The organism is Nocardioides sp. GY 10113 (assembly GCF_004919105.1).
GTDB lineage: Bacteria > Actinomycetota > Actinomycetes > Propionibacteriales > Nocardioidaceae > Nocardioides.
In genome coordinates this window covers 1-25,578 of the sequence record NZ_STGK01000026.1, presented here as the reverse complement: position 1 = coordinate 25,578, position 25,578 = coordinate 1, and the positions used below count along the sequence as shown (strand labels likewise).

22 protein-coding genes and 1 tRNA gene are annotated in these 25,578 nt (G+C 73.0%); 18 read left to right on the top strand and 5 right to left on the bottom strand.

The features are described 5' to 3' along the window. Positions 1–86: 86 nt before the first annotated feature. From E8D34_RS20320 to E8D34_RS20295, 6 genes are all read left to right on the top strand, one after another. Complete coding sequence (locus E8D34_RS20320) at positions 87–2,633, top strand: DEAD/DEAH box helicase (RefSeq protein WP_136596318.1); 2,547 nt, start codon at positions 87–89, stop codon at positions 2,631–2,633. Positions 2,634–3,015: 382 nt separating this feature from the next. After that, positions 3,016–3,912: a ParA family protein gene (locus E8D34_RS20315; protein ID WP_240771482.1), complete on the top strand. Its 897-nt coding sequence runs from the start codon at positions 3,016–3,018 to the stop codon at positions 3,910–3,912. Beyond that, entirely contained in the window at positions 3,897–4,295 is a 399-nt protein-coding gene (locus E8D34_RS20310; protein ID WP_136596319.1) for a hypothetical protein, read from the top strand. Before E8D34_RS20315 ends, E8D34_RS20310 begins: the two co-directional genes overlap by 16 nt. Further along, positions 4,288–5,172 carry a ScpA family protein gene (locus E8D34_RS20305; protein ID WP_136596320.1) on the top strand — a complete coding sequence of 295 codons (885 nt, stop codon included), beginning with the start codon at positions 4,288–4,290 and terminating at the stop codon, positions 5,170–5,172. The genes E8D34_RS20310 and E8D34_RS20305 overlap by 8 nt, the downstream gene beginning before the upstream one ends. Further along, positions 5,153–5,794 carry an SMC-Scp complex subunit ScpB gene (gene scpB / locus E8D34_RS20300; protein ID WP_136596321.1) on the top strand — a complete coding sequence of 214 codons (642 nt, stop codon included), beginning with the start codon at positions 5,153–5,155 and terminating at the stop codon, positions 5,792–5,794. Before E8D34_RS20305 ends, scpB begins: the two co-directional genes overlap by 20 nt. Further along, positions 5,791–6,543 carry a pseudouridine synthase gene (locus E8D34_RS20295; RefSeq protein WP_136596322.1) on the top strand — a complete coding sequence of 251 codons (753 nt, stop codon included), beginning with the start codon at positions 5,791–5,793 and terminating at the stop codon, positions 6,541–6,543. Before scpB ends, E8D34_RS20295 begins: the two co-directional genes overlap by 4 nt. 13 nt (positions 6,544–6,556) lie before the next feature. Here the strand turns inward: E8D34_RS20295 and E8D34_RS20290 are convergent, their stop codons facing one another. Next, positions 6,557–8,413, bottom strand: a complete 1,857-nt coding sequence (locus E8D34_RS20290; protein WP_136596323.1) for a GAF domain-containing SpoIIE family protein phosphatase — start codon at positions 8,411–8,413, stop codon at positions 6,557–6,559. 152 nt (positions 8,414–8,565) lie between these two features. Between E8D34_RS20290 and E8D34_RS20285 the strand changes: the two genes are divergently transcribed. The 8 genes from E8D34_RS20285 to E8D34_RS20250 all read left to right on the top strand — a co-directional run bounded on the left by E8D34_RS20285 (position 8,566) and on the right by E8D34_RS20250 (position 16,709). Next, positions 8,566–9,645: a prephenate dehydrogenase gene (locus E8D34_RS20285; protein ID WP_136596324.1), complete on the top strand. Its 1,080-nt coding sequence runs from the start codon at positions 8,566–8,568 to the stop codon at positions 9,643–9,645. A gap of 11 nt (positions 9,646–9,656) precedes the next feature. After that, positions 9,657–10,388: a (d)CMP kinase gene (cmk, locus tag E8D34_RS20280; protein ID WP_240771478.1), complete on the top strand. Its 732-nt coding sequence runs from the start codon at positions 9,657–9,659 to the stop codon at positions 10,386–10,388. A 44-nt stretch (positions 10,389–10,432) separates the two neighbouring features. After that, positions 10,433–11,167 (top strand): lysophospholipid acyltransferase family protein, encoded by a 735-nt coding sequence (locus E8D34_RS20275; protein WP_240771479.1) that lies wholly within the window; start codon positions 10,433–10,435, stop codon positions 11,165–11,167. Continuing rightward, positions 11,160–12,485 carry a ribosome biogenesis GTPase Der gene (gene der / locus E8D34_RS20270; RefSeq protein WP_136596327.1) on the top strand — a complete coding sequence of 442 codons (1,326 nt, stop codon included), beginning with the start codon at positions 11,160–11,162 and terminating at the stop codon, positions 12,483–12,485. Before E8D34_RS20275 ends, der begins: the two co-directional genes overlap by 8 nt. Positions 12,486–12,560: 75 nt before the next feature. Further along, a complete protein-coding gene (locus E8D34_RS20265; RefSeq protein ID WP_136596328.1) occupies positions 12,561–13,166 on the top strand; it encodes a hypothetical protein in 606 nt (201 codons plus the stop codon). Positions 13,167–13,168: 2 nt separating this feature from the next. Continuing rightward, positions 13,169–14,812, top strand: a complete 1,644-nt coding sequence (locus tag E8D34_RS20260) for a DNA polymerase Y family protein (protein ID WP_136596329.1) — start codon at positions 13,169–13,171, stop codon at positions 14,810–14,812. Between the two features lie 110 nt (positions 14,813–14,922). Further along, the gene (locus tag E8D34_RS20255; RefSeq protein ID WP_136596330.1) at positions 14,923–15,855 is read left to right on the top strand and encodes a phenylalanine 4-monooxygenase; all 933 of its coding nucleotides are present in this window, start codon (positions 14,923–14,925) and stop codon (positions 15,853–15,855) included. Continuing rightward, on the top strand, positions 15,852–16,709 hold the full coding sequence (locus E8D34_RS20250; RefSeq protein ID WP_240771480.1) for an LLM class flavin-dependent oxidoreductase: 858 nt from the start codon (positions 15,852–15,854) through the stop codon (positions 16,707–16,709). Before E8D34_RS20255 ends, E8D34_RS20250 begins: the two co-directional genes overlap by 4 nt. Positions 16,710–16,712: 3 nt before the next feature. Here E8D34_RS20250 and E8D34_RS20245 read toward each other — a convergent pair whose 3' ends face one another. Continuing rightward, positions 16,713–17,300, bottom strand: a complete 588-nt coding sequence (locus E8D34_RS20245; RefSeq protein ID WP_136596331.1) for a hypothetical protein — start codon at positions 17,298–17,300, stop codon at positions 16,713–16,715. 123 nt (positions 17,301–17,423) lie between these two features. On the opposite strand from E8D34_RS20245, the gene E8D34_RS20240 reads away from it, so the two are divergent. The 4 genes from E8D34_RS20240 (at position 17,424) to E8D34_RS20225 (ending at position 23,323) form a co-directional block, all read left to right on the top strand. Further along, positions 17,424–20,753, top strand: coding sequence for an error-prone DNA polymerase (locus tag E8D34_RS20240; RefSeq protein ID WP_136596332.1), 3,330 nt, complete (start codon positions 17,424–17,426; stop codon positions 20,751–20,753). A gap of 20 nt (positions 20,754–20,773) precedes the next feature. Beyond that, positions 20,774–21,979 carry a GGDEF domain-containing protein gene (locus E8D34_RS20235; protein ID WP_136596333.1) on the top strand — a complete coding sequence of 402 codons (1,206 nt, stop codon included), beginning with the start codon at positions 20,774–20,776 and terminating at the stop codon, positions 21,977–21,979. A gap of 21 nt (positions 21,980–22,000) precedes the next feature. Then, positions 22,001–23,218 carry a GGDEF domain-containing protein gene (locus E8D34_RS20230; RefSeq protein ID WP_136596334.1) on the top strand — a complete coding sequence of 406 codons (1,218 nt, stop codon included), beginning with the start codon at positions 22,001–22,003 and terminating at the stop codon, positions 23,216–23,218. 31 nt (positions 23,219–23,249) lie between these two features. Further along, positions 23,250–23,323 (top strand) — tRNA-Pro (locus E8D34_RS20225). A 220-nt stretch (positions 23,324–23,543) separates the two neighbouring features. Here E8D34_RS20225 and E8D34_RS21465 read toward each other — a convergent pair. The 3 genes from E8D34_RS21465 to E8D34_RS20210 form a co-directional block, all read right to left on the bottom strand. Continuing rightward, complete coding sequence (locus tag E8D34_RS21465) at positions 23,544–23,900, bottom strand: hypothetical protein (RefSeq protein WP_240771481.1); 357 nt, start codon at positions 23,898–23,900, stop codon at positions 23,544–23,546. A 404-nt stretch (positions 23,901–24,304) separates the two neighbouring features. Continuing rightward, positions 24,305–24,907, bottom strand: coding sequence for a hypothetical protein (locus E8D34_RS20215; protein ID WP_136596335.1), 603 nt, complete (start codon positions 24,905–24,907; stop codon positions 24,305–24,307). Beyond that, the coding region (locus E8D34_RS20210; RefSeq protein WP_206056816.1) for a hypothetical protein at positions 24,904–25,578 on the bottom strand (675 nt) is incomplete at its 5' end. The genes E8D34_RS20210 and E8D34_RS20215, both read right to left, overlap by 4 nt.

The following is a 25,578-nucleotide window of genomic DNA, read 5'->3' as shown; positions in this document are numbered from 1 at the left end:
CAGATCTACACGCTGGTGACCGTCGACAACCTGCGCGAGGTCTTCGCCACCGCGCACCCGCGAGCGCGGGACGACTGAAGGACGAGATGAACCAGAGCACCGCTTCCGCCGCAGCCGAGGCAGCCTCCGACCGGGCCTACGAGCGGATCCTCGAGCACGCCGCCGACCGCGGCCTCGAGCTCTACCCGCACCAGGAGGAGGCGGCCCTGGAGCTCTTGGCGGGCAACAACGTCGTGCTCGCCACGCCCACCGGCTCCGGCAAGTCGCTGGTCGCCATGGCCGCCGCGATGGTCGCCCAGGCCGACGACCGGGTCACCTTCTACACCGCGCCGATCAAGGCGCTGGTCAGCGAGAAGTTCTTCGAGCTGTGCGCCACCTTCGGGCCCGAGGACGTCGGCATGCTCACCGGCGACGTCGCGGTCAACGCCGACGCGCCGATCATCTGCTGCACTGCGGAGGTGCTGGCCAACATCGCGCTGCGCGAGGGCGCGGCCGCGGACGTCGGCATGGTGGTCATGGACGAGTTCCACTTCTACGGCGAGCCCGGCCGCGGCTGGGCCTGGCAGGTCCCGCTGATCGAGCTGCCGCAGGCGCAGTTCCTGCTGATGTCGGCGACGCTCGGCGACGTCACCGAGCTGGGCGCCGACCTGACCCGGCGCAACGGCCGCGAGACAGCGGTGGTCGACCAGGCCGAGCGGCCCGTCCCGCTGACGTTCACCTGGTCCCTGGACCCGATGGGCGAGGCGCTGGGCGAGCTGGTCGACACCGGCCAGGGGCCGGTCTACGTCGTGCACTTCACGCAGGCCGCCGCCGTCGAGCACGCCACCTCGCTGCTGGCCGGCGGCTTCAAGCGCCCCCGCGACGAGATCGCGGAGCGGCTGGCCGGGGTCCGTTTCGCGGCCGGGTTCGGCAAGACCCTGTCGCAGCTGCTGCGCAACGGCATCGGCGTGCACCACGCCGGCATGCTGCCGCGCTACCGGCGCCTGGTCGAGCAGCTCGCGCAGGCAGGGCTGCTCACCGTCATCTGCGGCACCGACACCCTCGGCGTGGGCATCAACGTGCCGATCCGCACCGTGCTGTTCACCGCGCTCGCCAAGTTCGACGGCAGCCGGCAGCGGGTGCTGCGCACCCGGGAGTTCCTGCAGATCGCCGGCCGCGCCGGACGGGCCGGCTACGACACCGCCGGTTACGTCGTGGTGCAGGCCCCCGAGCACGTGATCGAGAACGAGAAGGCCAAGGCGAAGGCCGCGGCCAAGAACGCCGCGATGAGCGAGGCCAAGCAGGCCAAGCGCAAGTCCAAGGCGCAGCTGAAGAAGGCGCCCGAGGGCGCCGTGGTGTGGACAGAGGCCACCTTCGACAAGCTCGTCGAGGGCAAGCCGGAGCGGCTCAAGTCGCAGATGAAGGTCGACAACGCGATGCTGGTCAACGTGGTCTCCCGCGAGGAGGATGCCTTCGCGGTGATGCGGCGGCTGCTGACCGACAACCACGAGGACCGACGCAGCCAGCTGCGGCTGGCCAAGCGGGCGGTCCGGCTGGCCCGGAGCCTGGTCGCGTCCGGGGTGCTCACCCGGCTCGACGAGGTGGACGAGCACGGGCGCCGGTACGTGCTCACCGAGGCGCTGCCCGAGGACTTCGCGCTCAACCAGCCGCTGTCGCACTTCGCGCTGGCGGCGCTGGAGGTGCTCGACCCCGACGCCCCGTCGTACACCCTCGACCTGGTCTCGGTGGTCGAGGCGGTGCTCGAGGCGCCCCGCCCGCTACTGCTCGCGCAGCGGCACGAGGCGCGCGGCGAGGCGATCGCCGCGCTCAAGGCCGACGGTGTGGAGTACGAGGAGCGGATGGCGCTGGTCGAGGAGATCACCTGGCCCGAGCCGCTGGCCGAGCTGCTGGAGCCGCTCTACGAGACCTACCGCGAACGCCACCCCTGGCTCTCGCCGGACGCGCTGATGCCCAAGTCCGTGGTCCGCCAGATGTGGGAGGAGGGGATGGGCTTCACCGCCCTGGTCAGCCGGTTCAACGTCGCCCGCTCCGAGGGGCTGGTGCTGCGCTACCTCACCGACGCCTACCGCGCGCTGCGCCAGACCGTGCCCGAGGCCCTGCGCACCGAGGAGCTCGAGCTGCTCGTCGACTGGCTGGGGGAGACCGTCCGCCAGGTCGACTCCTCGCTGCTCGACGAGTGGGAGACCCTCACCCACCCCGACCGGATCACCGCCGACACCCACCTGGACGCGCCCCCGCCGCCCCCGCGGCCGCTCTCCGCGCAGGGCCGCGTCTTCGAGGTGATGGTCCGCAACGCACTGTGGCGGCGCGTCGAGCTGGTCGCCCGCGACGACCTGGACGGCCTGGAGGCGGTCGACGGCGTCGAGAGCCCCGAGCTCTCCCGCCAGGACTGGGACGAGGCGTTGGAGGAGTACTACGCCGAGCACAGCAAGGTGCTCATCGATGCGGACGCGCGCGGTCCTGCGCTGCTGCGGGTGGAGCGGGGCGAGGGCCGGTGGACCGTCACCCAGACCCTGCACGACCCCGAGGGGCACCACGACTGGGTGATCGAGGCCGAGGTCGACCTGGCCGCCTCCGACGAGGCCGGCGAGGCCGTCGTACGGACGACGGCGATGCGCTGCCTGGGCGGCTGACTCCGGGGCCGGATATTTCTCGAACTGCGTGGCGCTGCGGCGCGTCGCCCCAATGTCTCCGTGTCGACATTGTTGGATGAGGAGTGCACGGGGCCCTGGGGAAGGGGCCCACGACATCCGTGGCGGGCGACCCGTCACCGCACACATGAGGTGAACCGCGATGGTCGGTGGATACTTCGGCTCCAGCAGCGCCCCGGACATGCCGCCGCGGGTGCACCGCCCGGGCGGCGACCTGCCCCCGCTCGGCGGGGAGACCCAGGGGGCCACGGCCCCGCTGCCGTTCGAGCGCCCTGCGGCGGCGCCGACGCCGGCCGCGACCTCGGCGGCCCCGGCGCCCTCCGCGCCGGTGAAGTCCTCGGAGCCGGCCGCACCGACGATGCCGATGCTGCCGTTCACCGCGCCGGAGTCGACCGGCCCCGCCGCCCCGCGCGGCCGCGGTCAGCTCGGCCCGACCGGCCGCCCGATCCCGGTGCTGCGCGACCCCGAGCCGATCGCCGAGCACGGCAACGCCCGGGTGATCTCGATGTGCAACCAGAAGGGTGGCGTCGGCAAGACCACGACGACCATCAACCTGGGCGCCGCGCTCGCCGAGTACGGCCGGAAGGTGCTGCTCGTCGACTTCGACCCGCAGGGCTCGCTCTCCGTCGGCCTGGGGCTCAACCCCCACGAGATGGAGCTGACGGTCTACAACCTGCTGATGGACCCCGAGACCGACTTCCACGACGTGGTCGTCCCCTCGGGCGTGCCGGGCGTGGACCTGCTGCCCTCCAACATCGACCTCTCCGCCGCGGAGGTGCAGCTCGTCCACGAGGTGGCCCGCGAGCAGACGCTGCAGCGCGTCCTCGCGCCGGCCATCGCCGAGTACGACGTCATCCTGATCGACTGCCAGCCCTCCCTGGGCCTGCTCACCGTCAACGCGCTCACCGCCTCCGACGGCGTGATCGTGCCGCTGGAGTGCGAGTACTTCGCGCTGCGTGGCGTGGCGCTGCTCAAGACCACCATCGACAAGGTCAAGGCGCGGCTCAACCCGCGCCTGGAGGTCGACGGCGTCCTCGGCACCATGTACGACGGCCGCACCCTGCACGGCCGCGAGGTGCTCGAGCGGCTGGTCCAGGCCTGGGGGGACAAGGTCTTCCACACGGTCATCCGCCGGACGGTGAAGTTCTCCGACTCCACCGTCGCCGGCGAGCCGATCACCTCCTACGCGTCGACCTCCGCGGGCGCCGACGCCTACCGCCAGCTGGCCAAGGAGGTGGCGCAGCGGTGGGCCGACGCGTGAGCATGCCGGCGGCCGACGACCTCTTCCGCACCACCGTCGACGGCACCGAGCAGTCGGTCCCGGCGGGCAAGGGGCGGAAGAACGGCGCGGTCCGGGTGGTGCCGGACGCTCCGGAGGCGACCGACACGACCGAGGCGTCCGGCGGGTCGGGCTCCGCGAAGGGCAAGAAGCCCAGCGGTCGGATCCGGCACGACGAGAAGATCACCGTCTACGTCACCGCCGCCGAGCTGATGGAGCTGGAGCAGACCCGGCTCCACCTGCGCGGGGAGCACGGGCTGGTGGTCGACCGCGGCCGGCTGGTGCGCGAGGCGATCGGTCTGGTGCTGGCGGACTTCGAGGCACAGGGGGAGGACTCGGCCCTGGTCAGGCGCCTGCGTGAGTAACCCGTTCGAGGTTCGCCTCGACAACTTCGAGGGGCCCTTCGACCTGCTGCTGAGCCTGATCTCCAAGCACAAGCTCGACGTCACCGAGATCGCGCTCTCGCAGGTCACCGACGAGTTCATCGCGCACATCAAGCAGCTCCCGGACGCGGACCTCGAGGAGACCACCTCGTTCCTGCTGGTGGCATCGACCCTCCTCGACCTCAAGGCGGCCCGGCTGCTCCCGGCCGGCGACGTGGAGGACGAGGAGGACCTGGCCCTCCTGGAGGCGCGCGACCTGCTCTTCGCCCGGCTGCTGCAGTACCGCGCGTACAAGCGGCTCGCCGCGGTGCTCGGTGAGCGCGTCGAGGCGGAGGCGAAGCGGTTCCCGCGGGCGGTGGGCCTCGAGGAGCGGTTCGCCGGCCTGCTGCCGGAGGTGCTGATCGGGATCGGCCTCGACGCCTTCGCGGCGCTGGCGGCGAAGGCGCTGGCGCCCAAGCCGGAGCTGCAGCTGCCGACGCACCACATCCACGCCCCCGCGGTCAGCGTCCGCGAACAGGCCGCGATCGTGGTCGAACGGCTGCGCCGCAGCGGCACCCTCACCTTCCGGGCGCTGTGCGGCGACTCGCCGGACACCCTCACCACGGTCGCCCGGTTCCTGGCGCTGCTGGAGCTGTTCCGGGAGGGCGGTGTCGCGTTCGACCAGGTCACGCCCCTCGGTGAGCTGACGGTTCGGTGGACCGGCTCCGACGAGGAGATCGAGATCACCGACGAGTTCGACGGCGCGCCGCCCGAGCCCGGCGAGCCGGCAGCGCCCGTCGCCCCGGATGAGCCGGATCGGCCCTCGGGGGCGGAGAATGGCCCGGTACAGGAGGAGTCAGATGACCGAACGGACCGATGACGCGGTCGCCGTCCCCGTGGCCGACCTGCGCCCGGCGCTGGAGGCGGTGCTGATGGTTGCCGACGAGCCGCTCGACGCGATGGCGCTGGCCGCCGCTGTCGGCTACCCGGCCGAGGAGGTCGCCGGCACGCTCTCGGCCCTCGCCGCCGAGTACGACGAGCAGGGACGCGGCTTCGAGCTGCGCAACGTGGCGGGCGGCTGGCGCTACTACACCCGCGCCGACCTCGCCCCCGTCGTGGAGGCGTTCGTGCTGGAGGGCCAGCAGGCGCGCCTCACGCAGGCCGCACTGGAGACCCTCGCGGTGGTCGCCTACCAGCAGCCCGTCTCGCGAGCCCGCGTCTCCGCGATCCGCGGGGTGAACGTGGACGGCGTGATGCGCACGCTGCTCAACCGCGGACTGGTCGAGGAGGCCGGCCGCGACGGCGAGCACGGTGCCACCCTGTACCGCACCACCAGCTACTTCCTGGAGCGGATCGGGATCGTCGCGCTCGACGAGCTCCCGGACCTCGCCCCGCATCTGCCCGAGCTCGACGAGCTGGAGGGCGAGCTGGAGCAGATGGCCGGCGTTCCGGCCACCGACGCCGGCGTACCGAGCACCCCGACCGAGGAAGCATCGTCATGACCCGCGAGATCGCCACCGATGAGGACGGCCTGATCCGGCTCCAGAAGCTGCTCGCGCAGTCCGGGGTCGCCTCACGCCGCCGTTGCGAGGAGCTGATGCTCGACGGGGAGGTCGAGGTCGACGGCGAGGTGGTCACCCGCCTCGGCACCAAGGTCGACCCGCGCACCGCGGTGATCAAGGTGTCCGGCAAGCGATTGCCGCCGGTCTCCGATCACGTGTACCTGGTGCTCAACAAGCCCCGCGGCGTGGTCTCCACGATGTCCGACCCCGAGGGCCGGCGCACGATCACCGACCTCGTCGCCGACCGGCCCGAGCGGCTCTTCCACGTGGGCCGGCTCGACACCGACACCTCGGGACTCCTGCTGCTCACCAACGACGGCGAGTTCGCGCACCGGATGGCGCACCCCTCCTTCGAGGTCGAGAAGACCTACGTCGCCGAGGTGGCCGGACGGATCGCCAGGCCGACCGTGGCGCAGCTGCTGGAGGGCGTGGTGCTCGAGGACGGTCCGGTCGAGGTGCGACGGGCGCGGATCCTGGACACCCGCGCGGACAAGTCGATCATCGAGCTGGTGATCCACGAGGGCCGCAACCGGATCGTGCGGCGCCTGCTGGACCAGGTCGGCCATCCGGTACGCCGCCTCAGCCGTACCCGGTTCGGGCCGGTCGAGCTGGGCACCCTGCCGTCGGGGACGCTGCGCGACCTGACCGACGACGAGCTGGGTCAGCTGCTCGAGGTCGCCGGGCTCTGACGCGAGCCCGGCCTCATCGGGCGAGCAGGTCGGCGACGACCAGGGCCGTGTCGTCCCCGGCTTCGGTGCCCATCGCCGCGAGGACCGCGTCGGCGCACTCGGCGGCCGGCCCCGCGCAACCCGCGACGGTGTCCGCCAGCAGGGCGGTCCGCTCCTCCATGCTGGCGCGGCGGCGCTCGACCAGGCCGTCGGTGTAGAGCACCACCCGGTCGCCGGCGCGGGCGGTGACCCGGGTGACCGGCCAGTCGGCGCCGGGGATGCCCAGCGGCGGCCCGCCCGCGACCTCGAGCTCGCGGGTACCGGCGGCCGTGCGCACGATCGGGAGCGGGTGCCCGGCGCGGGCGATGGCGACCTCGCCGGTCCGTGGGTCGATGTTGACCAGGCAGCAGGTGACCAGCACCTCGGCCAGCTCGACGGTGGGGTTCAGCAGCTCCAGCGCGACGTCGACCGGGTGGCCCTCGCTCAGGTAGGCGCGCAGCGCGCTGGAGATCTCGCCCATCACCGTCGCGGCCGCGTAGGAGTGGCCCTCGACGTCGCCGACCACCACGGTCACGGTGCCGTCCGGCGAGGAGACGACGTCGTACCAGTCCCCGCCGACCTCGGCGTCGGCTGCGGCGGGCACGTAGCGCACCGCGATGTCGAGTCCGTCGGGCTCGGCCAGGTGCTGCGGCAGCAGCGAGCGCTGGAGCAGCCGGGAGACCTCGGTGAGCTCGACCAGGCGGCGACGCAGCTGGTCGCGGGCCGCCTGCTCGCCGTGGCGGTGTGCGATGCGCTGCAGGGAGGCGGCGACCTGGTCGGCGGCGGACTGGATGATCCGCAGGCTCTCGGCGCTGAACTCGCGCTCGTGGGCCCAGAAGGAGACCAGCGCGCCGCGCTGGGGCAGGCTGCCCTGCAGTGGCAGCGCGACGAGCGCCCGAGCCTCGGGGAGCGCGGCGGCGATGTCCGGGTGCGCCGCCTCCAGCGCTGACCGGGTCGGCCAGGCGACCGCCCCGGTGGCGGTGAGGTCGGCGAAGCGACCGAGGTCGGGCCCGACGGGGGACCACGGCAGCGTGGGGTCGTCGTCGGTCGGGTGGGGGGAGTGCAGCGCCAGCGTGGTGCCGCCCTCGACGAAACCGATGCCGATCAGCCCGTCGGTGCCGTGGGCCAGGGTGCAGTTGCGGACCGCGAGCAGCGCCTCGCGGGCGGAGGTGGCGGTGGCCAGCGAGGCCGTCACCGCGTTCAGCCAGGAGGTGGCGAACGCGAGCCACTCCGCGCGCTCGCGCGCCGCCTGCTCCCGCTCGAAGAGGCGCGCGTTCTCGACCGCGATCGCGGCCGCGGCGGCGACGGCCGTCACGCGGGTCTCGGCGATCGCGGAGAAGACGTCCGGGTCCGGGTGCCCGAACAGCAGCGCGCCCAGGCCCTGGCCGTCGCGCCCGGTGACCGGGGTGGCGAGGTAGCTGCGCAGCGCCAGGTGGCCCGGGGGCAACGCGGAGAAGCGAGGGTCGGCGGTGACGTCGGCGATGCGCACGGTCTCGCGGTCGTCGAAGGTGGGCTGGAACAGCGCCGTGATGCGTGGGGCGGGCATCGCCGCGAAGGCGTCCCGCTCGGCGCCGGAGAGCACCACGAGGTGGAAGACGTCGCCGTCACCGTCGTCCTCGCTGGCGTCGTAGAAGAAGGCACCGAACGCCGCTCCGGCCAGGCGCGTCGCTGTGTCGGTGACCGACTGCAGCACGCTCTCCAGGTCCAGCGTGGAGTGGATCGCTTCCGCGAGGTGGCCCAGGAGCTCCAACGTCGTGGAGCCACCGGCCGGGGCGGCCCACCCCTGGGTCACGGGTCCGGCCGCCAGGGCCGTGGGGGACGCGCTCTCCGGAGCGCCGGAGAGGTCGGGCACGCGAAGGATTCTTGCAGTTCATCTGGGATTCCGAAGGATCTCCGGCGGGATCGTGCGGCGGGATCTGCGGCGGGCTGTGGCGGGAGGGCGCGGCCGGCGGCCCGCCGGGGTGACGCGGCGGCCCCGCGGCGCTCCTGAGTAGTGTTCTCGCCGTGCCCGAGGAGTCGAACGCCGTCCTGACCGGACCCGTCCAGGTGGTCGGCACCGGCCTGATCGGGACCTCCGTCGCGCTGGCGTGCCGCCGCGCGGGCCTCGAGGTCCTGCTCAGCGACGTGGTCCCCGACCACGTCCGCACCGCCACCGGACTGGGCGCCGGCCGCCCGGCAACCCCCGAGGACCGTCCCCAGCTCGTGGTGGTCGCGGTGCCGCCGGACCACCTCGCCGAGGGTGTGCGCGATGCGCTCGCCGCCGCGCCCGACGCGATCGTCACCGACGTCGGCAGCGTGAAGATGGCACCGCTGGACGCGCTGGCCGACCAGCCCGGCCGCGAGCGCTACGTCGGCAGCCACCCGATGGCCGGCAGCGAGCGCTCCGGCCCGCTGGCCGCCTCGGAGAACCTCTTCGACGGTCGGCCGTGGGCGGTCACCCCCGGCCCCGGCGCGCTGCCGGCCGGCGTACGGCTGGTCGAGCTGCTGGCCGAGGTGTGCGGCGGCGTGGTGATCCGCCTGCGCCCCGACGAGCACGACCGGGCGGTGGCCCGGACCTCCCACGTCCCGCACCTGGTCTCCGCGCTAGTCGCGGGCACGCTCACGGGCGCGTCGGCCGACCACCTCGCGCTCTCCGGCCAGGGCGTCCGGGACGTGACCCGGATCGCCGGTGGTGATCCCGACCTGTACAGCCAGATCATCAGCGGCAACGCGGCCGCGGTGACGGCGCTCCTCGGCGAGCTGCGTGACCGTCTCGACCTCGCCCTCGAGGCGGTGCGGGACGGCGACCGGGCCGGGCTCTCGTCCCTGCTCGCGCACGGGGTCGCCGGCACCCGGGCGATCCCGGGCAAGCACGGCGGACCGCCGCGACCCACGGCGGCGGTGCGGGTCGCGGTGCCCGACCACCCCGGCGAGCTGGCCCGTCTCTTCGCCGATGCGGGCGACAGCGGTGTCAACATCGAGGACGTGCGGATCGATCACGACCCCGGTCGCCCGTTCGGCCTGGTCGAGCTGGACGTCGCCGCGGAGTCGGTCGGTGAGCTGCTCGGCGCGCTCGAATCGAGGGGATGGGCCGCGCACCGGTAGGATCGCGGTCCGTGAACGACGCGCCCCGCCCCGGTACTGACCAGGCCACCTCGCACACCGGCGAGCCGGCTCCCGGTGTGGTCGTGGCCGTCGACGGCACCTCCGGCTCCGGCAAGTCCAGCACGTGCCGTGCGGTCGCCGACCGGCTGGGCCTGCGCTACCTCGACACCGGCGCGATGTACCGCGCCGTCACCTGGTGGATGCTGCAGCACGGCGTGGACGTGCACGACGCGGAGGCGGTCGCGGCGCGCGCCGCCGATCCGCGGCTGGTCTCGGGCACCGACCCGCTGGCCCCGACGATCGTGGTCGACGACGTCGACGTCTCCATCGAGATCCGCAGCGACGCGGTCAACGCGGCCGTCTCGCCGGTCAGCGCGGTGCCGGCGGTCCGCGAGCGCCTGGTCGCACTGCAGCGGTCGCTGATCGGCGCCGGCCGGATCGTGGTCGAGGGTCGCGACATCGCCTCGGTCGTCTGGCCGCAGGCCCAGGTCAAGGTCTACCTGACCGCCGACCCGGCGGCCCGCGCCGCCCGCCGCGCGGCGGAGAACGGCGGCGCCGACGTGGGCGCCACCGAGGCCTCGCTGCTCGCCCGCGACGCGATCGACTCCGGGCGTGCCGTCGCGCCGCTGACCCGGGTGCACGGAGCCATCCACATCGACTCCACCCACCAGACCCTGGAGCAGGTCGTCGACCTCGTGGTCGGGCTGGTCGAGGAGAGCCTCAGCGCGGTCGGCGGGTCATGAGCCCGGCCCCCGACGCGCGCGGGGACGAGGGGGACCAGGGAGTCGTGCGGGAAGCGCACCGGCAGCACCCGCGCTCCGACCGCGTCGCCCACCCGACCCGCTGGCTCCTCGCCGGCGGGCGTCCGGTCGCGCGCTGGCTGGTACGCCGACGCTGGGACGTCCGGGTGCACCACGCCGACCGGTTCCCGGCCGACGGGCCGGTCGTGCTCGCCGCCAACCACATCGGGGTCGTCGACGGTCCGCTGCTGGTGCTCCTCGCGCCGCGGCCCGTGCACGCCCTGACCAAGATCGAGATGTTCTCCTCCGCCGTGGGCGGCGGCTTCCTGCGCCTGGCCGGACAGGTGCCGCTGGACCGTCACCGGACCGATCCGGCCGCGGTCCGACGCGCCGTCCGGGTGCTGCGCGAGGGCGGTGTCGTCGGGGTGTTCCCGGAGGGCACCCGCGGTGACGGCGAGCTGCGCACGTTCCGGCGCGGCGCGGCGTACCTGGCCATGGTGACCGGCGCTCCCGTCGTACCGGTGACGATCCTCGGGACGAGGCGTCCGGGTGGCGCGAGTGGTTCGCTGCCGCCGAAGGGTGACAGGATCGACCTCGTGGTCGGACACCCGGTCCGTGTGAGCCCCCACTCATGGCCGCGCACGGCGGAACAGGTGGGGTCCGTCAGCACGTTGTTGCATCAGCGGATGCGCGAGGAACTCGCCGCCGCGCTCAGCGAGACCGGGCGGGAGCTCCCCGGACCGCTGCCAGCCACCGAGCTCGTGAAGGAATCCGATGACTGACATCAACCTCCCGGTCCTGGCCGTGGTCGGCCGCCCCAACGTGGGCAAGTCGTCCCTGGTCAACCGGATCCTCGGACGCCGGGAGGCCGTGGTCGAGGACATCCCCGGCGTCACCCGCGACCGGGTCTCCTACGACGCCGAGTGGGGCGGCCGGGCGTTCACGCTGGTCGACACCGGCGGCTGGGACCCGGACGCGAAGGGGATGGCCGAGCGGATCAAGGGGCAGGCCGAGATCGCGGTGTCGCTCGCGGACGCGGTGCTCTTCGTGGTCGACGCCGCGGTCGGCATCACCGACGCCGACGAGGCCGTGGTCAAGGTGCTGCGCCGGGCGGGCAAGCCGGTCGTGCTGGCTGCCAACAAGGTCGACGACGAGCGGGTCGAGGCCAACGCCTACGGCCTGTGGAACCTCGGCCTCGGTGAGCCGATCCCGGTCTCGGCGCTGCACGGCCGCGGCTCCGGCGACCTGCTCGACGCGATCCTCGCCGTGCTGCCCGAGGCGGCGGAGGTCGAGGAGGAGGTCGGCGGGCCACGCCGGATCGCCATCGTCGGCCGTCCCAACGTCGGCAAGTCATCGCTGCTCAACAAGCTCGCGGGCGAGGAGCGGGTGGTCGTCGACAACGTCGCCGGCACCACCGTGGACCCGGTCGACGAGCTGGTCGAGCTGGGTGGGCGCGAGTGGCGGTTCATCGACACCGCCGGCATCCGCAAGCGGGTCAAGGAGGCGTCGGGGCACGAGTACTACGCCTGGCTGCGGACCACGACGGCGGTCGAGCGCGCCGAGGTCTGCGTGCTGGTGCTGGACGCCGGCCAGTCGATCGCCGAGCAGGACATGCGGATCCTGCAGGAGGTCCGGGAGGCCGGCAAGGCGCTGGTCATCGCCTTCAACAAGTGGGACACCGTGGACTCGGAGCGCCGCTACTACCTCGACCGCGAGATCGAGCGCGACCTGGTGCAGGTGCAGTGGGCGCCGCGGCTCAACATCACCGCCAAGACCGGCTGGCACATCGACCGGCTGGTGCCCGCGCTGGACCGGGCGATCGAGGGCTGGGAGACCCGCGTCACCACGGGCGCGCTCAACGCGTTCCTGGGTCGCCTGGTCGCCGAGCACCCGCACCCGGTGCGCGGCGGCAAGCAGCCGCGGGTCCTGTTCGGCACGCAGCCGTCGACCTCGCCGCCGACCTTCGTGCTCTTCACCAGCGGCAAGCTGGACCAGGGCTACGAGCGGTTCATCGAGCGGCGGCTGCGCGAGGAGTTCGGCTTCGTCGGCACGCCGATCGTGCTGCAGGTCCGGCCGCGGGAGAAGCGCAAGCGCACCTGATCCACGCGCGCTGTCGGCGTACTGGACTAGGCCGTTCCGCTTGCCCCTGTCGAACATGTGTTCGACAATGGGCGGGTGGGAGCACCAGCCGTCGACGCGTCCGTCCTCGCGCAGCTGCGCGGCCGGATCCAGGCGCTCGAGGGCGGTCCGTCGCGGCTCTCGGTCCCGGTGCTGCCGGCGCTCGACGGCCTGGTCCGGCTGCGCACCGGTGGGGCGTACGCCGTGGACACCGCCTCGCTGGCGATGGCGCTCGCCGCGGGCGCCTCGGCCGCCGGTGACTGGGTCGGCTTCGTGGGCTGGGGCGACTTCGGTGTCGAGGCCGCCCATCAGCTCGGCATCGACCTGACCCGCACCGTGCTGGTGCCCAGCCCCGGCGAGCACTGGCTCGAGGTCGCCGCCGCACTGGCCGACGTGCTGAAGGTGGTGGTGCTGCGCCCTGCCGCCCGGGTGGACGCGAAGTCCGCCTCGGTGCTCGAGGCCCGGCTGCGGGCCCGCTCCGCGGTGCTCGTGGTGCACGGTGAGTGGCCGCGCAGCGACGCCACGATCAGCGCCGCCGAGACCCGGTGGGAGGGGCTCGGCGAGGGCCGCGGCCGGCTTCACCGGCACCGGGCGCTGGTCGAGGTGCACGGCACCGGGCGACCGCTCTCCGACGAGGTCGCGCTCCCGTTCGGGGACCGTTGACGATGGCGCGCGTGCTGGTGCTGTGGTGCCCGGACTGGTCGGTGACCGCGGCGCTGATGGAGCGTGCCGAGGCCCAGGGTGACGGGGGTGCCGCCGAGGTGGTCCGCTCGACGCCCGCGGCCGTCCTCTCGGCGAACCGGGTGGTGGTCTGCAACGCGGCTGCCCGCGCCGAGGGCGTACGCCGCGGCCAGCGGCGCCGCGACGCCCAGGCGCGCTGCCCGGAGCTGCTGCTGCTCGCTGCCGGCCCGGAGCGGGACGCGCGGTGGTTCGAGCCGGTGCTGGCGGCGGTCGAGGAGATCCGGCCCGGCGTGGCGCCGATCCGACCCGGCCTGCTCGCGGTGAGCGCCCCGGGGCGGTTCCACGGCGGCGAGGAGGCGGCGGCCGCGCTGCTCGCGGAGGAGCTGGTCGCCCGGGGTGTCTGGGACTGCCGGATGGGCGTCGCCGACGACCTCTACTCCGCCGAGCGGGCGGCGCGCCGCGCGCCCGCCCAGGGCTGCACGGTGGTGCCGCCCGGCGGGTCGGCTGCGTTCCTGCGCGAGCTGCCGATCACCGCGCTGACCGAGGACGGCGAGGAGGGGCGGCGCCTGGTGGACCTGCTGCGTCGGCTCGGACTGGTCCGCCTCGGGGAGTTCGCCGCGTTCGGTGCCGACGAGGTCAGCAACCGGTTCGGCGCCTACGGCGCTGACCTGCTCCGGCGGGTCCGCGGCGAGGGGACCGCGCTGGCCGGCGCCCGCACGCCGCCGCCCGAGCTGGCCTGCGAGATCGGCTTCGAGCCGCCGCTGGACTCCGCCGAGGCGGTCACGTTCAGCGTGCGCACCACGGCCGAGCGCTTCGTCGCCGGACTCGCGGAGCGCCAGCTCGTCGCCACCGCGGTCCGGATCGAGGCGGTCTTCGACGCGGGGGCGGTGGCCGAGGGGGAGGGTGGCATGAGCTCCCGGACCTGGGTGCATCCCCGTTGCTTCACCTCCCGCGACCTGGTCGACCGGGTGCACTGGCAGCTCCAGGCGGGTGCTGCCCTGCGCAGCCGCAAGGAGGCGGGTGCGGTGACCGCACCGATCGAGCGGGTGCGGTTCCTGCCCGAGACGGTGGAGTCGGCCGGCGACCATGCGGACGGGCTGTGGGGCGGCGGGGCCGAGGAGCAGGTGGTCCGCGGCGTGGCCCGGGTCCAGGCGATGCTCGGGTACGACGCGGTCCGGGTGCCGGTGCTCCAGGGCGGTCGCGGCGCGGCCGACCGGCAGGCGTGGGTGACCTGGGGGGAGCGCTCGACGGGGCTGCGGCCGACGCTCCCGCCGTGGCCGGGGCGGATCCCCGGCCCGGCGCCGACGCGGGTCTTCCCCGCGGCGCTGGTCGCTGAGGTGCTCGACGCGGACGGGGATCCGGTGGCGGTGACCGAGCGCGGCGCGGTCAGCGGGGCGCCGTACCGGTACCGGGTCGAGGTCGGCGGCGCTCCCGGTGCGCGCGGCTGGCGGGTGATCGCGGGCTGGGCCGGTCCGTGGCCGGTGGACGAGGGCTGGTGGACCGGTGCTGGTCCGGGGGGCGAGGAGGGTGGCCGCTCGGCGCGGTTCCAGGTGGTCGGCCTCGAGGGCGACGCCTGGCTGCTGCGCTGGCGCCCGTCGGGCTGGGAGGCCGAGGCGGCCTATGACTAGCGGGTGGATGTTCTCCGGCGGATCCGTCGAGTTGCTGGAGATTGTGGCGCGACGTAGCGTGGCGAGAGAGAGACCTACGTCACACTCTGATTGCGCAGGAGGCGCCCCGCATGTTCGAGGAAGGCCAGCTCTACTCGCCGGTGACCACCGGCGAGGACGGATCGGTGACCGTTCACCTCGGCGACGACCACCCCGGGGTGAACGACCCGGCCTACCGCGCCCGCCGCAACGAGATCGCCCAGGTCGCGCTGGGCTGGCAGCCCGGCGAGCCGGTCCCGCGGATCGACTACACCGACGTCGAGAACGGGGTCTGGGCCACCGTCTCCCGTGAGATCGCGCCGCTGCACGAGCGCTACGCCTGCCGGGCCTTCAACGAGGCCAAGGCCGCGCTCGACCTGCCGGCGGACCGGGTGCCCCAGCTGGACGAGGTGACCGCGGGGCTGCAGCGGCTGACCGGCTTCTCCTATGTCCCGGCCGCCGGGATCGTGCCCCTGGAGGAGTTCTACGGGTCGTTGGCCGACGGGGTCTTCCACTCCACGCAGTACCTGCGCCACCACGATCTCCCGCTCTACACCCCCGAGCCCGACGTGATCCACGAGGTGCTCGGCCACGGCAACCTGCTCGCCGATCGCCAGGTGGCCGAGGTCAAGCGCGCCGCCGGCCGCGCCGCACGACGGATGGAGACCCGCGCCGGTCTCCAGATGGTCGCCGACGTCTTCTGGTTCACCGTCGAGTTCGGCGTGCTGCACGAGGGTGGCGACCTCAAGGCCTACGGTGCCGGGATCCTCTCCTCCTACGGCGAGATCGAGGAGTTCGGCTCGATGGTGATCCGCCCGTTGGACTTCCGCGCGATGGCGACGATCGACTACGACATCACCCACTACCAGCCGGTGCTCTTCGCGGCCGAGTCGTTCTCGCACATGGTCGACGCGGTCGGCGGCTTCTTCGACGAGTGCACCGACGACACCGCCGCGGCCATGGGCCTGGTCGAGGCGGAGGGGCAGGCCGAGGCGTCGGAGGCGGCTGCGACAATCGGCGCGTGAGCGCGCCGAACCTGCACGTCATCCTCTGGCCGATCCAGGACTGGCCGGCGATGGGGGAGACCTGGCGGCGCGCCGAGGAGCTCGGGTTCGCCGGGGCCTGGGTCTACGACCACCTCGCCTGGCGCGGCCACTCCCCGTGGGACGACGCCTACGCGACCCTGGCGGCCGCGGCCGCGGTGACCTCGCGGATGCGCCTCGGCACCCTGGTCACCTCGCCCAACTTCCGCACCCCGATCCCGACCGCGTCCGCGGTCCGCACCATCGACCGCATCTCCGGCGGCCGGCTGACGCTCGGCATCGGCGCCGGTGGTGCCACGCACACCTCCGACGGCGACGTGCTGGACGGGGACTGGACGCCGCGCCAGCGCGCCGACCGGTTCGCCGAGTGGGTGGGCCAGCTGGACGCGCTGCTGACCACCGCGCCGGTCAGCCTCGCCGGCGAGCACTGGTCGGCGCGCGAGGTCACGATCGCCCCCGGGCTGGTGCAGCAGCGTCCGCCGTTCTGGATCGCCGCCACCGGCCCGCGCGGACTGCGGCTGGCCGCGCGCCTCGGCCAGGGCTGGATCGCCAACCCGATGGGCGAGGACCCCGTCGCCGACGTACGGCGCCAGGTCGACGGGCTGCGCGCCGCCGGTGAGGCGGAGGGTAGAGACGTCGCCCCGATGCCGAAGCTGCTGCTGACCGGGTTCAGCGGCGAGCCGTGGCTGGAGTCCGTCGGCGCCTACCAGGATCTGGCGGGCCGCTACGCCGAGCTCGGGATCACCGACGTCGCCGTGCACTGGCCGCGACCGGGCACCGAGTGGGACGCCGACATGGCGGTGTTCGAGGCGATCGCCGCGCGGCACGCGGGGTGAGGGTCAGTCGGCCTCCGCGGTGACGCAGGGGTGGGCGGGGTCGTCGTTGGCGCTGTCTGCCTCGGCGCCGATCGGGCACTGCGCGAAGTGGGCGCTCGACGTGGCCGTGTACTGGCGCCGGTTGAAGGTGTAGGTCACCGCGACCCCGTCGACGACGAAGGCGTCCTCCGCCACGGCGGGGAAGACGACGGCCAGCTGGGCATTGCCGGGGTCTGCGTCGGGGTCGACGTCGCAGGACGCTACGGCTCCGTCCGCGCCGACGGCCGGGACGTACCAGTCCGGCAGGGGGACCGGTCCGCCCATCACGCGTGGTCGCTGGTTGGTGTCGGCCCAGGTGACGGCGAACTCGGGCTGGCCGTCGCCGTACGTGGTGACGGCCGCGACGTCGTCGATCGTGATCGTCGTGGCGCGGTCGGAGCGCAGGCAGAGGTCGATGTCGAAGTACAGGGGGCGGGCGCGGCCGTTGGCGATGAGTCCGTAGCCGGAGACGTCGAGGGGGCCACCGTCCTCGTCGGTCGAGCAGCCGGTGGTGAGCAGCGGCAGGGCCAGCAGGGCCGTCAGTGCCGCGCACGTCGGTCGCGGGGGGAGCATGGGCACAGGATGCTGCCGCCGCCGGTGCCGTGGCGGGGTTTCCGACAACTCTTGGAGATCGAACAGGTGTTCGACTAGATTCGGGGGATGACTCCGCTCACGACCCTCGAGGCCTGAGCCGGCATGGGCTGGAACAACCCGCCGGTCCCGTGGCGCGAGCTGGAGCGCCGCCTCTCCGGGCGTCCGCCCGGGGCCCAGGACGCGCCGGTCTCGCGCCGCAAGCAGCGGCGACCCGTGCCGGTGCCGATCCGCCGCCCCGAGCAGCCCGTGACGCCGTACGCCGAGCTGCACTGCCACAGCCACTACAGCTTCCTGGACGGGGCCAGCGGGCCGGCGGACCTGGTGGCCGAGGCGACCCGGCTGGGGCTGCACGCCCTCGCGCTCACCGACCACGACGGGTTCGCCGGCGCGCCGATGTTCGCGGAGGCGGCGCGCGCGGTCGACCTGCGGACCGTCTACGGCGCCGAGCTGTCGCTGGGCCTGACCGCGCCGCAGAACGGCGTACCGGACCCCGAGGGCACCCACCTGCTGGTGCTGGCCCGTGGGGTCGAGGGCTACCACCGGCTGTCGGCGGCGCTGACCGAGGCGCACCTGCGCGGGGACGAGAAGGGGCGCCCCGACCACGACCTCGACGAGCTGACCGAGCGCGGGCGCGGGCACTGGGTGGTGCTGACCGGGTGCCGCAAGGGGGCGGTCCGTCAGGCGCTGCGCGCGGACGGCCCCCGGGGCGCCGCGGCCGCGGTGGACGACCTGGTGGACCGGTTCGGCCGCGACCAGGTGCTGGTCGAGCTGATCGCCCGCGACCACCCCGGCGAGGACGAGGCCAACGACCTGCTCGCCGCGCTGGCCGTCGACCGCGGACTGGCCGTGGTGGCCACCGGCAACGTCCACCACGCCAGCCCGGACAAGGCGCGCCTGGCCGCGGCGATGGCCGCGATCCGGGCCCGCCGCTCGATCGCCGAGCTCGACGGGTGGCTCGACCTCTCCGGCTCCGCGCACCTGCGCAGCGGCGAGGAGATGGACAGCCGTTTCGCGCGGTACCCCGGCGCCGTCGCGCACACCGTCACCGTCGCCGACGAGATCGCCTTCGACCTGCACAAGGCGACCCCGAAGCTGCCCAAGCAGCAGATCCCCGCCGGGCACACCCCGAGCAGCTGGCTGCGCGAGCTGACCGAGCGCGGCTTCGCCGAGCGGTACGCCGGCCGCGACGTCGAGCAGCGCGCGCGGGAGCGGATCGAGCGCGAGCTGGCGGTGATCGCGCGCAAGGACTTCGACGGCTACTTCGTGATCGTCCACGACATCGTCGCCTTCGCCCGCAGCCAGGGGATCCTCTGCCAGGGCCGGGGGTCGGCGGCGAGCTCGGCGGTCTGCTACGCCCTGGGGATCACCGCCGTCGACGCGGTCCAGTTCAACCTGCCCTTCGAGCGGTTCATCTCCGAGCACCGCGAGGAGGAGCCCGACATCGACGTCGACTTCGACTCCGACCGGCGCGAGGAGGTGATCCAGTGGGTCTACGACACCTACGGCCGGCGCAACGCCGCCCAGGTCGCCAACGTGGTCAGCTACCGGCCGCGGATGGCGGTCCGCGACGCGGCCAAGGCGCTCGGCTTCTCCCCGGGGCAGCAGGACGCCTGGTCCAAGCAGATGGACGGGTGGGGGAGCACCATCGAGGCGCCGGAGGGCGTCGAGATCCCCGCCCAGGTGGTCGCCCTGGCCGACGAGCTGCTCGGTGCCCCGCGCCACCTCGGCATCCACTCCGGCGGGATGGTGCTGACCGAGCAGCCGATCGCCGAGGTCTGCCCGATCGAGCGGGCCCGGATGCCCGGTCGCACGATCCTGCAGTGGGACAAGGACGGCTGCGAGGAGATGGGCCTGGTCAAGTTCGACCTGCTCGGTCTCGGCATGCTCGGCGCCCTGGACCACATGATGCGGCTCATCGAGCAGCACACCGGGAAGCGGTGGACGTTGGAGTCGATCCCCAAGGAGGAGCCGGCCGTCTACGACATGCTCTGCGAGGCCGACTCGATCGGCGTCTTCCAGGTCGAGTCCCGCGCCCAGATCGGCACCCTGCCGCGGCTGCGCCCGCGCTGCTTCTACGACCTGGCGATCGAGATCGCGCTGATCCGCCCCGGCCCCATCCAGGGCGGCGCCGTCCACCCCTACGTGCGCCGGGCGACCGGCAAGGAGCCGGTCACCTACGACCACCCGTCGCTGCAGCCGGTGCTGGAGCGCACCCTCGGCGTACCGATCTTCCAGGAGCAGCTGATGCAGATGGCGGTGACGCTGGGCGACTGCACCCGCGACGACGCCGACCTGCTGCGCCGGGCGATGGGCTCCAAGCGGGGCGTGGAGCGGATCGAGCGGATCAAGGACCAGCTCTACAAGGGGATGGCGCGGCGCGGGATCACCGGGGACCACGCGGACGCGATCTACGTGAAGATCCTCTCCTTCGCCGGGTTCGGCTTCGCCGAGTCCCACGCGCTCAGCTTCGCGCTGCTCGTCTACGCCTCGTCCTGGTTCAAGCGGCACTACCCGGCTGCGTTCCTGGCCGGGCTGCTGCGCAACCAGCCGATGGGCTTCTACTCCCCGCAGTCGCTGGTCGCCGACGCCCGCCGGCACGGGGTGGAGGTGCGCCGCCCCGACATCGCGCTGTCCGGGGCGCAGGCGGGGCTGGAGGCCTGCGCGCCTCGCGAGGAGCGTGAGTGGTTCGACCGGGAGCGGTACGACGCGGAGCTCGCCGTACGGCTCGGACTGGACGAGGTGCGCGGGATCGGGACGGAGGTCGCGGAGCGGATCGTGGCGGCGCGCGCCGACGCGCCGTACGTCGACATCCGCGACCTGTCGCGTCGCGCCGGGCTCACCGCCACCCAGCTCGAGGCGCTGGCCACCGCGGGAGCCTTCGAGGGGTTCGGGCTCGATCGTCGCTCGGCCCTGTGGATGGCCGGGTACGCCGAGGAGGGCGGGCACCTGCCCGCGAGCACGCCGGCGCCGGCACCGCCGACGCTGCCGCAGATGGCGGAGACGGACCTGACCCTCGCCGACCTGTGGGCGACGGGGATCTCGCCGGAGCGACACCCGGTGGAGCACTGGCGCGAGCGGTTGACCGCGGCCGGGATCAGGGCGGTCGGCGACCTGGCCGGGGTCGACCCCGGCCGACGGGTCCACGTCGCGGGACTGGTCACCCACCGGCAGCGGCCGGGCACCGCCGGTGGGATCACCTTCCTCAACCTCGAGGACGAGACCGGGATGCTCAACGTGGTCTGCTCCCAGGGTGTGATGCGGGTGCATCGGCACGCGGCGCGGAACCGGGTGGCGGTGGTGATCCGCGGGATGCTGGAGCGTCAGGACGGCGTGACCAACCTGGTCGCGGACCGGATCAGCCCGCTGGACGAGGTGCTGCCCGGGGCCGGCGACGCACTGCAGATACGTCAGACATCCCGGGATTTCCGCTGATGCGTGGCTAGCCTGCGTCCATGCTGGACACGAACACCCTTCGTGTCGTCTTCGTGCTAGTGGCGGCGTGCGCCACGGTGCTGTTCTCGGTGGCGGCGTACGGAGCGACCCGAGCCCGCTACAGCGCCTGGTGGTGCGCCGCGTTGCTGTTCGCCGCCGGCGGGTCCGGCCTCTTCCTGTTCAACGGGACCGACATCCAGGTGGTGGCCAACCCGAGCGGCAACGCGATCGGCGTCCTGAGCACCATGTGCGTGTGGGGCAGTGCCCGTTCGCTCGCGGGGCGCACGCTCCCGTGGGCACTGCTCCTCGGCGTGCCGGCGTTCGTACTGGCCGTCGGGCTACTCGACGACCCGGTGCACGACATCTGGACCGGCGGCGTGGTCTACCTGCTGGCGATGGCCCTCGGGTTCGGCGCGGCCGCTGTCGACCTCGGCGCGCTGCACCGTCGTGCCCGCACCTCCGTCTCGCGCAGCGACGAGACGGGCTACGACGACAGCCAGTACCGCGCGAGCGTGCTCGTGATGGCCATCGTCACCGCGGGCATGGCGCTCTTCTACCTGCTCCGCGCGGTGGTGCTGGCGCGTACCGGACCCGACGGCGAGTTCTTCCGCACGGTGCTCGGGTCGCAGCCGACCACCATGCTGCTGATCCTGGTGGTGGTCGTCGCCGTCTTCAGCATGTCGACGCTGGCGCGCGCCCAGTACGTCGCCCGCCTCCGCCTGGAGGCCTCCCACGACGGCCTGACCGGGCTGCTGAACCGCCGCCAGTTCCTGCGCCGGGTCGAGCTGGTGCAGCGGCACGGTCGACGCGACGTCGAGTGGGTGCTGGTGCTCGCGGACCTGGATCGGCTCAAGCAGCTCAACGACACCGACGGGCACGCCGCCGGCGACCGCGCGCTCGCCACGGTGGGTGCCGTCGTCGCCGCCGCCCTCCACCATGGCGAGTTCGCCGGGCGGCTCGGAGGCGACGAGTTCGCCCTGCTGCTCGGCGCCGACGGCCGGGCCGAGCAGGTCGCGGCCGCGGTCAACGCCGGACTGGCCGGGGCGATGGCCGGGCTCACCGAGGTGAGCGTCAGCTTCGGCGTCGCGGAGTTCGACCCCGACCTCGACGTGGAGGTGCTGCTCGAGCGGGCCGACCGCGCGATGTACCTGGCCAAGGCCGACGGAGGGGGCACGTGCCGCAGCGATACGCCGCGGCCCCGGCAGGTCTTCGGGGATTTGCGCTGAACGCTCGGTAGCGTGCGGCCCATGCTCGACACGGTCACCCTGCGTGTCGTCTTCGTGATGGTCGCCTCGTGCGCCCTCGTGCTGTTCGCGGTGACGGCGTACGGAGCGACCCGAGCCCGCTACAGCGCCTGGTGGTGCGCCTCGCTGCTGCTGGCCGCCGTCAGCACGACACTGTTCCTCCTCAACGGCACCGCGCTCCAGGTGATCGCCAACCCGGCCGGCAACGCGGTCGGCTCGCTGAGCGCCCTGTGCATCTGGGGCAGCATCCGGTCCCTGACGGGTCGCCGGCTGCCACGGCGCATCCTGGCCGGCGTACCGGCGTTCGTGCTGGCCGTCGCGCTGCTCGACGATCCGGCGAACGACCTGTGGACCGGCGGGGAGGTGTTCCTGCTCGCGATGGCGCTGGGGTTCGGGGGTGCCGCGGTGGAGGCCGGCACGCTGCACCGCGGGGCGCGGAGGTCGGTGAGCCGGTCGGACGAGGCGGGGTACGACGACAGCCAGTACCGCGTCAGCGTGCTGCTGATGGCCAGCGGCACCGCGGCCACGGCGGCGTTCTACGTCGCCCGGACGGTCGCGATGGTGATCTGGGGGCGTGACGGCGAGGTCTTCCTGACGGTGTTCGGTCCGCAGCCGGCCACCCTGCTGATGATCGCGCTGATGGTGATCGCGGTCTACAGCATGTCGACCTTCAGTCGCGCCCAGTACGTCGCCCGGCTGCGTCGCGAGGCGTCGCGGGATGCCCTGACCGGGCTGTTCAACCGCCGCCAGTTCCTGCGCCGGGTGGAGTTCGTGCAGCGCCACGGTCGCCGGGACGTCGAGTGGGTCCTGGCGCTGGCCGACCTGGATCGGCTGAAGCAGCTCAACGACGTCGACGGGCACGCCGCGGGCGACCGTGCGTTGGCCACCGTCGGCTCGGTCGTCGCCGGGTCGCTGCTCCACGGCGAGCTCGCGGGCCGGATCGGCGGCGACGAGTTCGCCCTGCTGCTCGGCACCACCGCCCGGGCCGAGGAGGTCGCCGACGCGGTGAACGCCGGCCTGGCCGAGGCCACCCAGGGCCTCACCGACGTGAGCGTCAGCCTCGGCGTCGCCGAGTTCGATCCCGACCTCGACATCGAGGAGATGCTCGAGCGCGCCGACCGCGCGATGTACCTGGCCAAGGCCGACGGCGGGCGGCGCCTGCACGTCGACGGTGGCCTGACCGACGTACCCGATTCGGAGTCGCCGGTCAGCCTGCGGTAGTGTTCCCACGCACTCCCCACGGGGACTGCATCGGGCTGTAGCGCAGCTTGGTAGCGCACCTGACTGGGGGTCAGGGGGTCGCAGGTTCAAATCCTGTCAGCCCGACCGAAAACCGGCTCTGACCAGCGGAAACGCTGGCCAGAGCCGGTCGCGTTTTCGGCCAGATGGGCCAGGTGTCGCGAATATGGCGCGCAAACTCGCCGGTGCCCGCTTGCAGCCTGGCGCTCTCGGGCTTGCGCGCCGTGTGCGTGAGTGTGACCGGGTGTGCTGGAGCGTGATCGGTCGGGCAGCGGGACTTGACGTATGCGACCGCGGATTCTGCAGTTCAAGTCGCGGTCGCGAACGCAATGTCGGGATAATGGTCCCGACCCGGGGGGGCTTGGCCGTCAAGCCGGTAGTGCAGGTTGCAGCTGCCCGCTTGCGGCTTAGAGCCGCTGCCACCGGTCGCTGCAGCAGGTCCCTTGGCCTGCGGGACGGCATGCGTCGGCATGGTCGGCACGTCGTCGCTACAGCCGTTGGCATCCGGTGGGCCGTCCAACGGCCCCAGCGGCTCGGACGCCTCGGCCGCGCCGGGCGCCAGGACCATCGGCGCCTGCGGCACACTTGCCACCCCGGCCTGCGCCGTCGTCGTCGTGTAGTCCAGGTACTCCTCCGGCGAGATCTCCTCCCCGTTCGGGCCCATCGGGCGCAGCCCGCTGGGGTCGGAGAGGTTGACCGGGTTGTTGTTCGCGTAGGTGTACCCGTTGAGTGACAGCGGGTCTCCGGTGTCCAGGAGCGGGTCGACGCTCAGGAACCTCCCCAGTGTCGGGTCGTACTGACGCGCGCCGATGTAGGTGAGCCCGAGGGTGTCGTCGTGGGGCTTGCCGAGGAACCGCTTGTCGTCGGGCCACGGGGTGGTCCCGCCAGCAAGTTCAACGTCGTGCTGGCGCCGCGCGCACCGTTACGCACGGCGACCCGCATCCCGGCATGGGTGTAGTACCGGTCAGCGTCACTGGTGTACGTCGTGCCCGCCTTGGTGACGTGCACCTCGGAGCCGGCCATCGAACGCCGCGACGAGCGCTGCGACCACCAAGCGGAGCAGCGAAGTCACGGTGCTCGCTCGACTACATGGGCGGCCTCCCAGTCAGGCTCGGCATCGACGGGCACGCCAAGCTCGCGGAGGTAGGCATAGACCATCGTTGCCGTGAATCGCCGCGCCTTGACGCGGTTCGAATAGGCCGACTGGTCTTCAAACGGGTAGGCACTGCCCGACGTCTCGAACACCCATCGACCGCCATCGTTCGCAGCGACGATGGACCGCTCAAGAGCAAGTGGCGGCTCGCCGTCTGGGCCATAAACCTCCAACACTCGCGCCGGGTAGGTCGCGGTGTCCTCGACATTTACGACGCGTATTGCGCGGCGGCCGAGCTCGCGGGCGGCATAGCTCGGCAGCACGCCGACATCGGTTCCGAGCGGACCGTTGCTGATCAGTGCAGTCCACCGGCCGACCGGGACACATACATATCGAGTGACGTCGCCCCCTGGCGTGAGGAACGCGACCGCCTCGTTCATCGACGCCAAGCCGGCTGGACGAGCCGTCCATGCATGATCGAGACCGCGTACGATCCATTCGGCGAGGTCGGGTGTTCCAACCTCGAAGAAACCAACCTGTTCGGTGGTTGCACCACCCGCGGGTGAGGGAAGGGTCATGGAACGATCCTGAGGACGAAGTTGGCGCCGGGGTCGTTGGCCAAGATGCGAGCCTCGTGCAGGGCGCCCCGGGGATTGGCGAGTCCTTCGTACTCGACGTAGTAGCGCTGTCCGTTGAGAGTGTATTGGAGATCGGGCCGGTTGATGCCCACGCGTTGCCCGAGGGCGTTGACCTGTTGCTGGTTCACCCTGATGCCAGTCGCACCCCGTGGCAGTGCGGCGATGTCGGCTTGGAGAGCTTGGTTGTGCGAGGCGCGCCCAATCGACCGACCGAGACCCAGTGCGCGCGGCGCGGCAGGGTTGACGGCGATGTCCTGCGCCAGACGAGCACCCGTGTTTGCGGCCCTGCTTCCGGCCCGGACCACATCGGCGCCGTCCTCGGCGACCTTGACAGCCTTCCCCAGCTTCCGCAGCGCTCCGAGCTTGCCACCGGGCACGAAGGTGGCCGCGGTCCACAGACACCCACCGCCGCTGCCCTGCGCGCAGTCGACAACGTCGGAGAGCAGGACGTCGTACGCCGTGTGCCCCAGATTGTCGACGAACTGGCCCCACAGGTCCTCCCACGGGTCCTTGGCCTGCGGGACGGCATGCGTCGGCATGGTCGGCACGGGGTCTGCTGCACGGATAGGTGACATCTGATCTGCGTCGATGTGTGTCGACGCTGGAAGGAT

Bases quoted from the DNA above. Each gene is read 5' to 3' on its own strand.
- E8D34_RS20295 (WP_136596322.1), top strand. From the start codon at position 5,791: ATGACCCGCGAGATCGCCACCGATGAGGACGGCCTGATCCGGCTCCAG.
- E8D34_RS20245 (WP_136596331.1), bottom strand. From the start codon at position 17,300: ATGCTCCCCCCGCGACCGACGTGCGCGGCACTGACGGCCCTGCTGGCC.
- E8D34_RS20215 (WP_136596335.1), bottom strand. From the start codon at position 24,907: ATGACCCTTCCCTCACCCGCGGGTGGTGCAACCACCGAACAGGTTGGT.
- E8D34_RS20255 (WP_136596330.1), top strand. From the start codon at position 14,923: ATGTTCGAGGAAGGCCAGCTCTACTCGCCGGTGACCACCGGCGAGGAC.
- der (WP_136596327.1), top strand. From the start codon at position 11,160: ATGACTGACATCAACCTCCCGGTCCTGGCCGTGGTCGGCCGCCCCAAC.
- E8D34_RS20315 (WP_240771482.1), top strand. From the start codon at position 3,016: ATGCTGCCGTTCACCGCGCCGGAGTCGACCGGCCCCGCCGCCCCGCGC.
- E8D34_RS20260 (WP_136596329.1), top strand. From the start codon at position 13,169: ATGGCGCGCGTGCTGGTGCTGTGGTGCCCGGACTGGTCGGTGACCGCG.
- E8D34_RS20320 (WP_136596318.1), top strand. From the start codon at position 87: ATGAACCAGAGCACCGCTTCCGCCGCAGCCGAGGCAGCCTCCGACCGG.
- E8D34_RS20235 (WP_136596333.1), top strand. From the start codon at position 20,774: ATGCTGGACACGAACACCCTTCGTGTCGTCTTCGTGCTAGTGGCGGCG.
- E8D34_RS20230 (WP_136596334.1), top strand. From the start codon at position 22,001: ATGCTCGACACGGTCACCCTGCGTGTCGTCTTCGTGATGGTCGCCTCG.
- scpB (WP_136596321.1), top strand. From the start codon at position 5,153: ATGACCGAACGGACCGATGACGCGGTCGCCGTCCCCGTGGCCGACCTG.
- E8D34_RS20240 (WP_136596332.1), top strand. From the start codon at position 17,424: ATGGGCTGGAACAACCCGCCGGTCCCGTGGCGCGAGCTGGAGCGCCGC.
- E8D34_RS21465 (WP_240771481.1), bottom strand. From the start codon at position 23,900: ATGGGCCCGAACGGGGAGGAGATCTCGCCGGAGGAGTACCTGGACTAC.